Raw genomic sequence first — 14,211 nt, 5'->3', positions numbered from 1 at the left:
ACCTTCTCCTTGGAAGGCGCGCAGTCTAGCAGCCTGTCTCTGCGGGCGAGGAGAGCGGAGGTGCCTAGCGCTGGCGCTCGCGGGCGTCCTTGGCTTCCTGCTCGATGGCGCGTTTACGCATGCGTTCGAGCTGATCCTCGCTCAGGCGCATCTTCTTGGCGCTGCTGCGCAGTATCAGCAGGCTACCGATCACCGAGCCGAATACCAGCACCAGCAATAGCCAGACGTACCAGGGCATGACGAGTCCTCACGGGGGAATGGAGCCTTCACCATAACCCGCATGCCGGGACTTGTCAGTCGGCCTGTAGCGCCACCGGCTGCAGGGTGCTCTCGTCCTTGAGCTGCACGCCACTCAGTTGCAGGCGCAGCGCCTGGCGCGTCAGGTAGTCGAGTTTGTGCGCCGCCAGTTCGTAAGGCAGGCCCTCGGGACGCACGTTGGAGATGCAGTTACGCGCGCTGTCCGGGCAGCCCACCCGCGGCGCATGGGTCAGGTATAGGCCGAGGCTGTCCGGCGAGGTCAGCCCAGGGCGCTCACCGATCATGACGATCACCAGACGTGCGCGCAGGGCTTCACCGATGCCGTCGCCAATCGCCACGCGCCCCTGTTCGGCTAGCACCACCGGGGTGTTGGCCCAATCGGTATCAAAACGCTCGCACAGGGCTTGCAACAGCGGCAGGGCATGGCGCTGGACGGCAACGGCCGACAAACCGTCGGCGAGGACGATGGCGATTTCAGGCGCCGGCAGTTCGTGCTGCAGTTGCACCTGGCAGTCGCCGTGCAAGTGGCGGCCGTGATCGGGGCGCAGCAGGTAGGTCTGCCGGTCTTCGGCGTTGCTGCGTACTTTCAAGGTGCGAAAGCCCGCCGCATGCAACTGGTGCTTGAGCTCGCTGAAGTCCAGCGGACGATGCACCGCATCGCGCGCCTGGGCATGGGCCAGACCGAACTTCAGCACCTCGCGGGTGGGTAGGCTGCAGCCGACGCGGCCGAGCGCGATACGGGCCGAGGTATGCGTGCGCAGTTCGTCCCAGGGGTTGTGCTGGATCAAGTCGATCTGTTTCATCAGGCCGCTCCGGAAATCTGTGGCAACTGCTTGAGCAGATGATGGCCGCTACCGATCTCACGCAGGCGGCCGCTGGGTTCGGTAATGGCCATGCGCGCCAGCCAGGCGTCGAACTCCGGTGCGCGTTTCAGGCCCAGCACGTTGCGCAGGTAAAGCGCGTCGTGGAACGAGGTGCTCTGGTAGTTGAGCATGATGTCGTCGGCACCCGGGATGCCCATTATGAAGTTGATACCGGCTGCACCGAGCAGGGTGAGCAGGCTGTCCATATCGTCCTGATCGGCTTCTGCATGGTTGGTGTAGCAGACGTCGCAGCCCATCGGCAGGCCAAGTAGCTTGGCGCAGAAGTGATCCTCCAGGCCTGCGCGGATGATCTGCTTGCCGTCGTAGAGATATTCTGGGCCGATGAAACCGACCACGGTATTGACCAGCAGTGGACGGAATTCTCGAGCGACGGCATAGGCGCGGACCTCACAGGTCTGCTGGTCGACGCCATGGTGGCCGCCGGCCGACAGCGCGCTGCCCTGGCCGGTTTCGAAATACATGACGTTGTCGCCCAGGTTGCCGCGCCCTAGCGACAGTGCGGCCTCGTGGGCCTCGCGCAGGATCGCCAGGGATACGCCGAAGCCGGCGTTGGTGGCCTCGGTGCCGGCGATGGACTGAAACACCAGGTCTATCGGCGCGCCGGCCTCGATGGCCTGGATCTGTGTGGTGACGTGGGTCAGCACGCAGCTCTGCATGGGAATTTCGAAGTGCTGGCGCACCTCGTCCATCATCTGCCACAGGCGCATCAGTGTTGGCAGCGAATCGCTGGCCGGGTTGATACCGACCGTGGCATCGCCGGAGCCATAGAGCAGACCGTCGAGCATGCTGGCAGCGATACCACGCACATCGTCGGTAGGGTGGTTGGGTTGCAGGCGCACGGCCAGATGGCCGGGCAGGCCCAGGGTATTGCGAAAACTGGTGATCACCTGGCATTTGCGCGCCACTAGGATCAGATCCTGATTGCGCATCAGTTTGCTCACCGCGGCGACCATCTCTGGTGTCAGTCCAGCGGCCACGGCCGCCAGGCGCGCGCTGTCGGTCTTTTCCAGTAGCAGCCAGTCGCGCAGATCACCCACGGTCAGGTGGCTGATCGGGGCGAAGGCCGCGGCGTCATGGCGGTCGATAATCAGGCGGGTAACTTCGTCGTCTTCGTAAGGAATCAGCGCCTCGTCGAGGAAACGCTTGAGCGGCACCTCAGCCAGCGCCAGCTTGGCCGCCATGCGTTCTTCGTAGGTAGCAGCAGCCAGCCCCGCCAGGTAGTCGCCGGAGCGCGCCGGGCTGGCCTTGGCCAGCAACGTCTTGAGGTCGGCGAAGCGGTAGACCAGGCTGCCGATGGTGGTTTGATAAGGCATGGCTGCAACCCGTTGCAGAGAGGATGTGCTTACCGTGCAGTGCTCATGCCAGAGGCCTGAGTGCTGACCAGCCGCCGCCTTTACCTGGATGCCGGTCGGATCGGACGAGTGAAAAGAGTGCAGTAGCAGTGTGGGTGCACCGCTCTGGCGCGCGTCGCGCGATGCCTGTTAAATGATGGCAACCGCAATTCGAATGCCGAATTTCCGATGGCAGAAGGTGGTTGGCAGCTGGATGGCCGCTAGACCAGTTTTTATTCAGGCTGCCGCTCTGCATGCGGTAGGGGCTTTAGCCGCGACCAGTGACAGGATGCTTTGCGCTACAATGCGCCGCGTTTTTATCCTGTTCGAGACCCGCCCATGCCCGCCTGCCAAACTCCGATCATCGTCGCCCTCGACTTTCCCAGCCGTGATGCCGCTCTGGCGCTGGCCGACCAGCTCGATCCGGCGTTGTGCCGGGTCAAGGTTGGCAAGGAGCTGTTCACCCTCAGTGGTCCGCAAGTGGTCGAGGCGTTGCAGGCCAAGGGCTTCGAGCTGTTCCTCGATCTGAAATTCCACGACATCCCCAACACCACTGCGATGGCGGTCAAGGCTGCTGCGGAGCTAGGCGTGTGGATGGTCAATGTGCATTGCTCCGGCGGTCTGCGCATGATGGCGGCCTGCCGTAACGAACTGGACAAGCTCGCTGGCGCCGAGCCGCTGCTGATCGGCGTGACGGTGCTGACCAGCATGGAGCAGCAGGACCTGGCCGGCATCGGCCTGGACGTGCCGCCGCAGGAGCAGGTACTGCGCCTGGCCGGCCTGGCTGCTGAAGCCGGGCTCGATGGTCTGGTCTGCTCGGCGCAGGAGGCGCAGGCGCTGAAGGTCGCGCAGCCGCGTCTGCAACTGGTCACGCCGGGCATTCGTCCTGCTGGCAGCAGTGCCGATGACCAAAAACGCATCCTCACCCCACGTCAGGCGCTGGATGCCGGCTCCGATTACCTGGTGATCGGCCGTCCGATCAGCCAGGCTGCCGATCCGGCGCAGGCGCTGGCTGCGGTTGTTGCCGAACTGCAGGGCTGAGCCCTGTAGCCCGGATGAAATCCGGGGCGGTCTGTCATGCCGTCCTATCTGTCCCGGATTTCATCCGGGCTATCCGCTGATCGCGGTAACGCGCTGCTGGAGTCGTCATCAGCGCCCTGCATGACTCACCACTCCAGAGTCTGATAGTGCTGCTCTGCCCGCGGCCGCCTGGCTAGACTCCTCGCCAATTCAACAAGAATCGCTGCGAGGAAGCAGACATGAGCATGACGTTCTCCGGCCAGGTCGCCCTGGTCACCGGCGGTGCCGCCGGTATTGGCCGTGCCACCGCCCAGGCTTTCGCTGCCGAAGGGCTCAAGGTGGTGGTTTCCGATGTCGACGTGAGCGGTGGTGAAGGCACCGTCGAGCTGATTCGTGCGGCCGGTGGCGAGGCCTGCTTCGTGCGTTGCGACGTGACCCGCGATGCCGAGGTCAAGGCGCTGATGGACGCCACCGTGGCGCAGTACGGCCGCCTGGATTACGCCTTCAACAATGCCGGCATCGAGATCGAAAAGGGCAAGCTGGCAGACGGCAACGAAGCCGAGTTCGACGCCATCATGGGCGTCAACGTCAAGGGCGTGTGGTTGTGCATGAAGCACCAGATCCCGTTGCTGCTAGCCCAGGGAGGCGGCGCCATCGTCAATACCGCTTCGGTCGCCGGCCTGGGTGCCGCACCGAAGATGAGCATCTACGCCGCCTCCAAGCATGCAGTGATCGGCCTGACCAAATCCGCTGCGATCGAGTACGCCAAGAAGAAGCTGCGGGTAAACGCGGTATGCCCAGCGGTGATCGACACCGATATGTTCCGCCGTGCTTACGAAGCTGATCCGAAGAAGGCCGAGTTCGCCGCCGCCATGCACCCGGTCGGGCGTATCGGCAAGGTCGAGGAGATCGCGGCTGCCGTGCTCTATCTGTGCAGCGACCACGCCGCGTTCACCACTGGCCAGGCGTTGGCCGTGGATGGTGGCGCCACGGCGATATAAAGGCTCTAGCCCGGTCGTCTGCACGTCGGCTAAGGTTGGCTCGCAGGGCCACTGCCAGCAGTGGCCCTGACTCAGCACAATCCTGCCAGGTTCAACTGGAACGATAACAATAATGACCGCCGATCCCTTGCTGACGTTTTTCCTTCCCGCTGCGCTGGGCATCATCATGCTCGGGCTTGGCCTGTCACTGAGCCTGGCCGACTTCGCCCGCGTGGCCAATTTTCCCAAACCGGTATTGATCGGCCTGGCTTGCCAGCTGCTGTTGCTGCCGCTGGCGTGCTTCTTCCTGGCCAAGGCCTTCGGCCTGGCGCCGGCGCTGGCCGTTGGCCTGATGCTGCTGGCGGCCTCGCCGGGCGGCACCACCGCCAACCTCTACAGCCACCTGGCCCATGGCGACGTGGCGTTGAACATCACTCTCACCGCGGTCAATTCGGTGATCGCGATTCTGACCATGCCGCTGATCGTCAACCTGTCGCTGGCCTACTTCATGTCCGCCGATCAGGCCATCCCGCTGCAGTTCGCCAAGGTGGTGCAGGTGTTCGTCATCGTCCTCGGGCCGGTGGCCATCGGCATGTGGCTGCGCAGTCGCTTCCCCGGCTTCGCCGAGCGTATGCAGAAACCGGTGAAGATCGTTTCGGCACTGTTCCTGCTGCTGATCATCCTGCTGGCGGTGGCCAAGGACTGGCGCACTTTCGTCGATTACGCGCCTGCGGTCGGCGGTGCGGCGCTGGCCTTCAACCTGCTGAGCATGGCGGTGGGCTATTGCGTGCCGCGCCTGCTCAAGCTCAATCTGCGTCAGGCGATTGCCATCGCCATGGAGATCGGCATCCACAATGGCACCCTGGCCATCGCCCTGGCTCTCAGCCCGGCGTTGCTGAACAACCCGACCATGGCCATTCCGGCGGCCATCTACAGCTTGATCATGTTCGTCACTGCAGCGCTGTTCGGGCTGTGGGTCAACCGTATGCACGGCGCCGAGCTGGCTAACGAAACGGTGGCTGAACAGTAGGGTGCGCCGTGTGCACCGCTTGAACACGCTGTTATCCAGTGGTGCGCGCGGCGCACGCTACCGCTCGTAACCTGGATTGCATCGGAGTTAGCGCTTGCCCCAGTTCAGCACGGCCAGCGTCAGCAGGCCGGCGACTATGCCCCAGAATGCCGAGCCGACACCGGCCAGGGTCATGCCCGAGGCGGTGACCAGAAAGGTGATCAGCGCCGCTTCGCGCTCGTTGGGCTCGCTCATGGCCTGGGTCAGGCCGCCGATGATCGAGGCGAACAGTGCCAGCGCGGCGATGGAGAGGATCAACGCCGCCGGCAGCGCCGCGAACAGCGAGGCCAGGGTGGCGCCGAAAATGCCGGCGATGGCGTAGAACACCCCGCACCAGACTGCCGCGGTGTAGCGCTTGCGCGGGTCTTCATGGGCTTCCGGCCCGGCGCAGATGGCGGCGCTGATTGCGGCCATGTGAATGCCGTGACTGCCGAACGGCGCCATCAGGATCGACACCAGGCCGGTGCTGGTCAGCAGCGGCGAGGCTGGCACGTCATAGCCATTGGCGCGCAGCACGGCCATGCCCGGCAGATTCTGCGAGGCCATGGCAACGATGAACAGCGGAATGCCGATGCTGATGGCGGCGGCCAGCGAGAAGCTCGGTGTGGTCCATTCCGGCGTGGCCAGCTGCAGCTGGAAGTTCGTGAAGTCCAGCAGGCCGAAGACCGCTGCCAGCACGCTGCCGACGATCAGCGCGGAGAGCACCGAGTAACGTGGCCACAGGCGCTTGCCAAGCAGGTAGGCGAGCAGCATGGCAACCACCAGGATGGGCTGCTGCTCGGCGGCCACGCAGATTTCCAGGCCGATCTTGAACAGCACACCGGCCAGCAGGGCGGCGGCGATGGAGCCGGGGATGCGGCGCATCAGGCGGTCGAAGGTGCCGGTCAGGCCGATCAGCACGATCAGCCCCGAGGCCAGGATGTAGGCGCCAATGGCCTCACCGTAGGACACCTGCGGCAGGCTGGTGATCAGCAGCGCAGCGCCGGGGGTGGACCAGGCGATCATCACCGGCGCGCGATAACGCAGCGACAGCACGATGCAGCAAAGCGCCATGCCGATGGACAGCGCCCAGATCCACGAGGAAATCTGCCCGGCGGTTAGGCCGGCAGCCTGGCCGGCCTGGAACATCAGCACCAGGGAGCTGGTGTAGCCGGTGAGCATGGCGATGAAGCCAGCGACCACGGCCGAGGTAGAGGTGTCCGCCAGGGGGCGCAGACGAGTAGGGGCGGCGTCTTGCATCAGAACATTCCAGTGTCGACGATGATGGGATACAGCGAGGCGACCAACAGCAGCGCCATGCCGATATTGAAGGCGCGCAACGCACGCGGGTTGTCCAGCCACTTGCGCAGCATGCTGCCGGCGATGGTCCACAATCCCACGCTGGGGCAGTTGACCAAGGCAAACAGCGCGGCGATGAGTAGTACGTTGCTGAAGAAACCATCCTGTGGGGTATAGGTGGTAATGGCGCCAATGGCCATGATCCACGCCTTGGGATTGACCCACTGAAAGGCCGCCGCCTGCAGGAAGCTGAACGGCTTCGCTTCAGGGTTCTCGCGGCTCTGTGGTGAGCCGGAATGGGCGATCTTCCAGGCCAAGTAGAGGAGATAAGCGGCGCCGACATAGCGCAGTACGTCATGCAGCACCGGCAGGCGCTGGAACACCTGGCCGAGCCCCAGGCCCACGGCAGCCACCAGCAGCATGAAGCCCAGGCTGATGCCGAGCATGTGCGGAATGCTGCGGCGCACGCCGAAGTTCACCCCGGAGGCGAGCAGCATCATGTTGTTGGGCCCTGGCGTTACCGAGGTGACGAAGGCGAAGGCGATGAAGGCGAGCAGCAGTTCGGTGGACATGGTCGTTCTCCGGTGACTGGCAAAGCCTATTGCGCGGCCGCCACGCCGTCGCGGTACAGCCACTGGTGGGTTGAACCGTACAGTCTGGTCAAGCACATCGTGGATGGTTAGCCTTGATCTTTTGCAGACAAGAAAGCCTCATGCAGCCGGACAACCCCTACAGTGCCCCGCAGGTCGAACTGATCGATGACCAGCCGGTGCGGCAGCTCCCGGGCTGGAGTGCGCGTCAGTTGCAGGTGCTTGGCTGGTTGGCGCTGATATCTGCACTGGGCAGTGCGCTGATGCTGGGCGTCATTTTCGCTAGCAGTTGGCTGGGCCAGGCAGAGCTGGAGGAGGTCGAGCGCTATACCCGCTGGCTGGGACTGTTGCTGATGTTGTTGGGCAACTACTTGTTGATCCGCCTCAAGAGCTTCATCGAGCAGCGTTTTGCTGCGCCGGGGCTGAGCTGGCCGGTCTGGATCATCGTTGTTCTTGCCCTGGTCAGCGGGGTGATGGACTTCATGGTTGGGGATCATCTGTTCAAGGCACTTAGCGTGCTGACCATCACCTACCTGGGCCTGATGGTACTCATGGGGTTCGGCATTACCTGGTTCGGTATTCTCCTGCTCAAGGTGAGGCTGGCGTACGCCTCTCTAAGGGTCATGGCCTGGCTGTCCATCGCCAGCGGTGTGATGTTCGCCAGTGTGCTGTTTTTGCCGCTGGCTATAGTGCCGGCACTGGCGGTTTGCGTGGCGCAGGGGCTGGTGTTCTTCAGAGGGGCTGCCGAGTTGCAGGGGGCTGCGAGTTAGCAAAGCCCAAAACGACAAGAGCCGCCCATTGGGCGGCTCCTGTTTTTCAGCCGATCACCACTTGTAGTCGAGGCTGGCCGTGACCCTGCGTGGGTCGCCGGCATAGCAGTAGAAGCCATCGCAGGTGGCCAGGTATTCCTTGTCGAACAGGTTGTTGGCGTTGAGCGACACGCTGGCGCCACGCAGGCTGGCGTCGATCTGGCCAAGGTCGTAGCGCACCGCCGCGTCGTAGACGGTATAGGCGCTGCTGTGGCCGTCGGAAGGATCACGTACGAAGCCCATGCTACCGACAGAGATGTTGTCGGTGGAACCGACGAAGCGGGCGCCAAAGCCGACGCCGAAGCCCGCCAGCACACCCTGACTCCAGTCATAGTCGGCCCAGATCGAGGCCTGATGCTCGGGGATCAGTGGCAGTGCGCGGTTCTTGTCGCGTGGATCGCCGACCTTGGTCATCTTGCTGTTGGTGTAGCTGTAGGAGGCGGTCAGGCTGAGGTTCTCGGTGATATTACCGGTGGCTTCCAGCTCCAGGCCGCGGACTTCTACCTCGCTGACCGGTTCGGTGGCGCCAGCGATGTTGGTGGTCACGATGTTCTGCCGCGTGAGGTCATAGACGGCGGCGGTGAACAGCATGTCGCTACCCGGCGGTTGATACTTGATACCTAGTTCGTACTGCTTGCCGGTGCTGGGTTTGAACGCCGCGCCGCCGTTGCCGCCCGCTTCGGCCTGAAAGGATTCGGCGTAGGACACGTAGGGCGTGAAACCGGAGTCGAACACGTAGCTCAGCGCCGCATTGCCGCTGAATTGGCTGTCGCGACGGCTGTCCTTGGCATCGTTGGCGTTGTGGAACAGCGAATCGGTGTCCAGACGGTCCCATCGGCCACCGAGGGTCAGGCGCCAGTTGTCCAGCGACATTTGGTCCTGAAGGTAAAGGCCTGTGTTACGACGCTTCTGGTTGTAGTCCTGGTAAGCCGTGTAGCTGACGCCGCTGAAATCCTGGCCGTAGATCGGGCGAATGATGTTGCTGCTGGGAGCAGAACCGTACAGCCAGCGGTAATCGGTATCCACGCGCAGGTAGTCGAGGCCCAGCAGCAGGGTGTGGCCGATGGCGCCAGTGTTGAAGTCCGCCTGGAAATTGTTGTCCACGGCAAAGTGGCTGATGTTCTCGTCGTAGACGTTGGCGCCGCGCGCGACCGTACCGTCGTCAGCCACGGCGGTGGCCCAGCCCCCGGCCGTGATGATCTGGTTATCCAGTTCGAGCTTGCTGTAGCGCAGGTTCTGGTTGAATTGCCAGGTGTCGTTGATGCGGTGCTCGAAGGCGTAGCCCAGTGCGTAGAAGGTCTTGTCGTAGAACTCCCAGTCCGGGTCGCCGAGGTTCTTGTGGAAGTCGACCTTGCCGGCCGGCGTACTTAGCTTGGTGCCTTGCAGCGGCAGGAATTGGCTGGTAGCGCCGGTATCGTCACGGTTGAACTGACCGAGGAAGGTGAGCTTGGTAGTGTCGGCAATATTCCAGGTCAGGCTTGGCGCGAGGTTAAAGCGCTGGTCGTCGATATGCTCGATGGCGGTGTCGCTGTCACGGCCGGTGCCGCTGAAGCGGTAGAGAAAACGACCATCGTCATCGATCTTGCCAGTGCTGTCGAAGCTGATTTGTTTGTGGTTGTAGTTGCCGACCTGCACCTGTACCTCATGGCTGCTTTCGGCCTGCGGGCGGCGGCTGACGGCGTCCACCAGGCCGCCGGGCGGCGTCTGGCCGTACACCGAGGAGGCTGGCCCACGGAGCACGGCAACGCGCTCCAGGTTCCAGGTCTCCAGTTTGGGCATGGCGTAACTGCCCTTGGGCAGCGGCAGGCCGTCGAGCATCTGGGTCGGTTCGAAGCCGCGGATCTTCATCCAGTCGGCGCGGCTGTCGCTGCCGTAGCTGCTGGCGATGACACCCGGCATGTAGCGCACGGCGTCATCGAGGTTCTGCACCTTGCGGTCCTGCATCTGCTCGCGGGTGGCGACGGAGATCGAGCGTGGGGTTTCCAGCAGAGGCGTGTCGGTCTTGGTGCCGGTCGCGGTGCGGTTGGCCAGGTAACCACGGGTTGGGCCCCAGGCGGTCTCGGCGGCTTGTTCGCTGGCGGTCACGGTCACGTCCGGCAGTGCCATTGCCGCTTCTGCGGCGGGGGCCAGGCTGTAGGCGCCGCCATTGCCGCTTTGCAACTGCAGGCCAGTGCCAAGCAGTGCTTGATTGAGGGCTTCGATGGCTTCGTAGTCGCCGTTGACCGGTGCCGAGCTTTTGCCCGCGGTCAGGGCCGGGTCGATGCTCAGGGTCACGCCGGCCTGGCTGGCGATCTGATTGAGCGTGGCCGCCAGGGGGCCGGCAGGCAGCTGATAGACCTCGGCGTGGGCCAGCCCGGCATGGCCGGCGAAGGCGATCGTCAGGGCCAGCAGCGTGTGGCGGAACGGGGCAGGGCGGAAGGACATTGCGAACGTCTCCTAAGAGTTAATGTATCTCAATGCCCTTTTGCCGAAGCAGGAAGTAAAAGTGACAGGGGCGGGAAAAATTATTTTTCCGCCGGTAGCACGCGGGTCCACCAGGGGCTCAGTTGCTCGGTGCGCACCGGCAGGCTCAGTGCTACAGCGGCCAGTGCCTTGTCGCTGTCGTGCAACGGGAAGCTGCCGCTGATGCGCAGATCGGCGAGGCTCGGATCGAGGCTCAGGTAACCGCTGCGGTATTCGCCGAGCTTATCGATCAGGCGCTGCAGGGGCAGGTTGTCCGCCACCAGCATGCCGCGGCTCCAGGCGTCGGCACCGATGGGGGCAGGGTGGCTTGCGCTGAGGTGTTGGCTGTCCATGCGCACCTGTTCGCCGCTGTGGATAATGCGTTCCTGTGAACCGGCCAGCGGCCTGGCGGCGACTGCCGACTGCAACACGATCAGCTCGGTCGCGGCGCCTTCACGCCGTACCAGAAAGCGCGTACCCAGCGCACGCAAGCGTCCCTGCTCCGTCAAGACGATGAAGGGGCGGGTATCGCCCTTGGCGGTCTGAATCAGAATTTCGCCGCTGTGCAGGTGCAGGCGGCGTTCGTTGTCGTCGAATTCGATATCCAGCGCACTACGGCTGTTGAGGCGTACCTGGCTGCGGTCGGCGAGCAGCAGGTCGCGCTGTTCTCCACTGGCGGTATGGTAGTCGGCGAGGTAGTCGCCCAGCGGGCGCTGCTGGGCCAGCAATACCAGCGTTATGCCCGTGGCCAGAAGCAGACCCAGGGCGCTACCACCAAGGCGGCGCAGGCTGCGGCGACGGCTGGCGCTGCTTTGCAACAGGGCGCGTCGCGCCATCGGCGCGCTGGCGGCAGAAAGCTGCTGGTCGATACCGCCCAGGCGTTGCCAGACCAGACCATGCTCCGGATGAGCGGCCAGCCAGTCGGCGAAGTCATGGCGTTGCTGCTCGCTGGCTTCGCCCGAATCCAGACACAGCTGCCAGGCGATGGCCTCATCGAGCACGCGAGCCGAGACCTGGCTCATTGCGGCGCTCCGTACAGCGCGACGTAGCACTGGCGCAGGCCCTGGGCGAGGTACTGACGCACGCGGGACGGCGACACGCCAAGCCGCTCGGCGATCTCGGCGTGGCCTAGGCCATCCAGGCGGTTATAGAGGAACGCTGCGCGTGCCTTGCTCGACAGTTGGCCGAGCAGGCGGTCGATCTCGGCCAGTTGCTCCAATGCCAGGGTCTGTTCTTCCGGGCTGGGTTGCACCGCTTCAGGAGCCTGCGCGAGCGCTTCCAGGTAGGCGCGCTCCAGCGCGTTGCGGCGGAACTGGTCGACCAGCAATCCCTTGGCGATGGTGGTGAGCAGGGCTCTGGGTTCGCGTGGGCTATGCAGGTCAGCGCGACTGAGCAGGCGGACGAAGGTGTCCTGGCTCAGGTCTTCGGCGCGCTGCGCGCAATTCAGGCTTTTGCGCAGCCAGCCGAACAGCCAATCACGGTGATCGCGATAAAGCAGACCGACCAGCTGTTGGTTGCTGGAGTCCTGAACCGACACGCGCACCTCGCGAGATCTAAGTTAAGGTGATAATTATTCGCATATGATTGCAGAGGTCGTGTCAGGGTGCAATCACGCGTTGGCGTGGCATGACCGGTGGTGCGGGGGGATGGAAAGGCAGGCTGAATCGGTAGGAGCGAGCTCTGCTCGCGAACAAGAGGGTTCGCGAGCTACGGGGGCGTGACGACGATGCTCAGGTGCGTTCCTGGCGGCTGCGTGCCAGGGCGTGATTGACGGCCAGCCAGCCTTGCACGGCCTCTTCGCCCATTTCGCCGAATACGCGTTGCAGCAGGCGCGCCTGCTCGCGGCGCAGGGCCTGTTCCAGCTTGGCACCCTCGGCAGTGAAACCCAGTACACGCTTGCGCTTGTCGTCCGCGGCAGCTTCGCTCTGCACCAGGTCCATCTCGATCAACTGGCGCAACGGCATGTTCAGCGCCTGTTTGCTCACCCCAAGGTAACCCAGCAGCTCGGTCATGTTCAGGCCCGGGTACTTGGCGATGAAGAACAGGATGCGGTGGTGCACGCGTGACAACCCGCGCTTGGCCAGCATTTCGTCCGGCTTGGCGGTGAAAGCCTGATAGCCGAAGAAGAAAGCCTCCATGGCGGCCTGCTGAGCTGCGCCGTTCTTGATCAGCTGCGCGCCGTGACGGCCGGCCTGCGTGCCCTCGGCGGGCGACGTCAAAAATTTCTCGGAGAAATTTTTTAGGTCAGTCATATTGACGTATCTCTGGTTGGAGGCGTAGTTTCGGTCAAGCAGTTTGACTTAATTCCAATAACTTTTGCACCCCAGGACATTCCATGGCCTTCTCCGAACGCATCGCCCGCCTGAAAAGCTCCCTGATTCGTGAAATTCTTGCCGCGGCGCAGCGTCCGGAAGTGATGTCGTTCGCTGGCGGTCTGCCGGCCGAACCGATGCTGCCAAAGGTGGACTGGGCCGAGATGCCGGCGAGCATGGGTCAGTACGGTATGAGCGAAGGCGAGCCAGCCCTGCGTGAGGCCATCGCTGCCGAGGCGCGGGCGCTGGGCGTGCCTTGCGATGCCAGCCAGGTGCTGATCGTCAGCGGCTCGCAGCAGACACTGGACCTGGCCTCCAAGCTGTTCATCGATCCGGGCACCGAAGTGCTGCTCGAAGCGCCGACCTACCTGGCGGCCCTGCAGGCTTTCCAGCTGTTCGGCGCCGACTGCATCAGCGTGCCGCAGGAGGCTGACGGTCCTGAGCTGGAGAGGTTGCGTCAACGCCTGGAGAACCACAAGCCGGCTTTCGCCTACCTGATCCCGACTTTCCAGAACCCGTCCGGCACCCGTTACAGCGAAGCCAAGCGTGAAGCCGTGGCGGCCCTGCTCGACGAGTTCGGCGTGACCCTGATCGAGGACGAGCCGTACCGCGAGCTGGTGTTCGATGCCGGCAGCGCCACGCCCATCGTCAGCCGTCTGAAACAGGCCAGCTGGATCTACACCGGTACCGTGTCCAAGACGCTGCTGCCGGGCTTGCGTGTCGGTTATCTGATCGCCACCAAGGACCTGTATCCGCATCTGCTGCGCCTGAAGCAGTCGGCCGATCTGCACACCAACCGCATCGGTCAGTGGCAGGCGCTACAGTGGTTGGGCAGCGATCAGTACCGCGGTCACCTGGCCGAGTTGCGTGATTTCTACCGTATTCGCCGTGACGCCATGCAGGCGCAGTTGCTGGAGCATTTCGGCGACCTGGCCGATTGGGAAATTCCGCAGGGCGGTCTGTTCTTCTGGCTGACCCTGAAGCAGCCGCTCGATACCCGCACGCTGCTCGATGCGGCGCTGGCGCAGAACGTCGCCTTCATGCCGGGCGAGCCGTTCTTCATCGACCCGGATGCCAACCCAGGCCACCTGCGACTGAACTTCAGCCACGTGGCGCCGGAGCGCCTGGGCGAAGGGCTGCGCCGGTTGGCGGCGGTGATTCGTGATGCGCAGGGCGCAGCAGCGGTTTGATTTTGAGGCGGCGAGCTTGCCGCGAGGATTGATAGGGAGAGCAACGCG

The 14,211-nt window shown here is 63.8% G+C and carries 14 protein-coding genes; 5 read left to right on the top strand and 9 right to left on the bottom strand.

All coding sequences use genetic code 11. From position 1 onward, the window contains the following. Window positions 1-64: 64 nt before the first annotated feature. The 3 genes from ACNFCJ_RS13760 to ACNFCJ_RS13750 are packed head-to-tail and all read right to left on the bottom strand — an operon-like array spanning window position 65 to window position 2,455. Window positions 65-238 (bottom strand): DUF2897 family protein, encoded by a 174-nt coding sequence (locus ACNFCJ_RS13760; protein ID WP_081648502.1) that lies wholly within the window; start codon window positions 236-238, stop codon window positions 65-67. A gap of 55 nt (window positions 239-293) precedes the next feature. Further along, window positions 294-1,061, bottom strand: a complete 768-nt coding sequence (gene eutC, locus ACNFCJ_RS13755; protein ID WP_416771898.1) for an ethanolamine ammonia-lyase subunit EutC — start codon at window positions 1,059-1,061, stop codon at window positions 294-296. After that, entirely contained in the window at window positions 1,061-2,455 is a 1,395-nt protein-coding gene (locus ACNFCJ_RS13750; protein WP_416771897.1) for an ethanolamine ammonia-lyase subunit EutB, read from the bottom strand. Before ACNFCJ_RS13750 ends, eutC begins: the two co-directional genes overlap by 1 nt. Window positions 2,456-2,812: 357 nt before the next feature. On the opposite strand from ACNFCJ_RS13750, the gene pyrF reads away from it, so the two are divergent. The 3 genes from pyrF to ACNFCJ_RS13735 all read left to right on the top strand — a co-directional run bounded on the left by pyrF (window position 2,813) and on the right by ACNFCJ_RS13735 (window position 5,503). Next, window positions 2,813-3,514, top strand: coding sequence for an orotidine-5'-phosphate decarboxylase (gene pyrF, locus ACNFCJ_RS13745; protein WP_416771896.1), 702 nt, complete (start codon window positions 2,813-2,815; stop codon window positions 3,512-3,514). 218 nt (window positions 3,515-3,732) lie between these two features. After that, the gene (locus tag ACNFCJ_RS13740; protein ID WP_416771894.1) at window positions 3,733-4,494 is read left to right on the top strand and encodes an SDR family oxidoreductase; all 762 of its coding nucleotides are present in this window, start codon (window positions 3,733-3,735) and stop codon (window positions 4,492-4,494) included. 112 nt (window positions 4,495-4,606) lie between these two features. Next, a complete protein-coding gene (locus ACNFCJ_RS13735) occupies window positions 4,607-5,503 on the top strand; it encodes a bile acid:sodium symporter family protein (protein WP_416771892.1) in 897 nt (298 codons plus the stop codon). Window positions 5,504-5,590: 87 nt separating this feature from the next. On the opposite strand, the gene ACNFCJ_RS13730 is transcribed toward ACNFCJ_RS13735, so the two are convergent. Then, window positions 5,591-6,781 (bottom strand): benzoate/H(+) symporter BenE family transporter, encoded by a 1,191-nt coding sequence (locus tag ACNFCJ_RS13730; RefSeq protein WP_099525472.1) that lies wholly within the window; start codon window positions 6,779-6,781, stop codon window positions 5,591-5,593. Beyond that, complete coding sequence (locus ACNFCJ_RS13725) at window positions 6,781-7,392, bottom strand: LysE family translocator (protein WP_416771890.1); 612 nt, start codon at window positions 7,390-7,392, stop codon at window positions 6,781-6,783. The genes ACNFCJ_RS13730 and ACNFCJ_RS13725 overlap by 1 nt, the downstream gene beginning before the upstream one ends. 140 nt (window positions 7,393-7,532) lie before the next feature. Here ACNFCJ_RS13725 and ACNFCJ_RS13720 point away from each other — a divergent pair, with 140 nt between their 5' ends. Further along, window positions 7,533-8,180: a hypothetical protein gene (locus tag ACNFCJ_RS13720; protein WP_416771889.1), complete on the top strand. Its 648-nt coding sequence runs from the start codon at window positions 7,533-7,535 to the stop codon at window positions 8,178-8,180. Between the two features lie 54 nt (window positions 8,181-8,234). On the opposite strand, the gene ACNFCJ_RS13715 is transcribed toward ACNFCJ_RS13720, so the two are convergent. From ACNFCJ_RS13715 to ACNFCJ_RS13700, 4 genes are all read right to left on the bottom strand, one after another. Beyond that, the gene (locus ACNFCJ_RS13715) at window positions 8,235-10,643 is read right to left on the bottom strand and encodes a TonB-dependent siderophore receptor (protein ID WP_416771887.1); all 2,409 of its coding nucleotides are present in this window, start codon (window positions 10,641-10,643) and stop codon (window positions 8,235-8,237) included. Window positions 10,644-10,723: 80 nt separating this feature from the next. Beyond that, on the bottom strand, window positions 10,724-11,683 hold the full coding sequence (locus ACNFCJ_RS13710; RefSeq protein ID WP_416771885.1) for a FecR domain-containing protein: 960 nt from the start codon (window positions 11,681-11,683) through the stop codon (window positions 10,724-10,726). Next, entirely contained in the window at window positions 11,680-12,204 is a 525-nt protein-coding gene (locus ACNFCJ_RS13705; protein ID WP_416771883.1) for an RNA polymerase sigma factor, read from the bottom strand. The genes ACNFCJ_RS13710 and ACNFCJ_RS13705 overlap by 4 nt, the downstream gene beginning before the upstream one ends. 187 nt (window positions 12,205-12,391) lie before the next feature. Then, window positions 12,392-12,913: a MarR family winged helix-turn-helix transcriptional regulator gene (locus tag ACNFCJ_RS13700; protein ID WP_143506321.1), complete on the bottom strand. Its 522-nt coding sequence runs from the start codon at window positions 12,911-12,913 to the stop codon at window positions 12,392-12,394. An 83-nt stretch (window positions 12,914-12,996) separates the two neighbouring features. Between ACNFCJ_RS13700 and ACNFCJ_RS13695 the strand changes: the two genes are divergently transcribed. Further along, complete coding sequence (locus tag ACNFCJ_RS13695) at window positions 12,997-14,163, top strand: PLP-dependent aminotransferase family protein (RefSeq protein WP_416771882.1); 1,167 nt, start codon at window positions 12,997-12,999, stop codon at window positions 14,161-14,163. Window positions 14,164-14,211: the final 48 nt, after the last annotated feature.

Origin of the sequence: Pseudomonas sp. NY15364, from assembly GCF_048068235.1 — a bacterium.
Lineage (GTDB): Bacteria > Pseudomonadota > Gammaproteobacteria > Pseudomonadales > Pseudomonadaceae > Aquipseudomonas > Aquipseudomonas mendocina_D.
The sequence above is the reverse complement of the archived record's forward strand: the minus strand, read 5'-3'. Positions and strand labels throughout refer to the sequence as shown.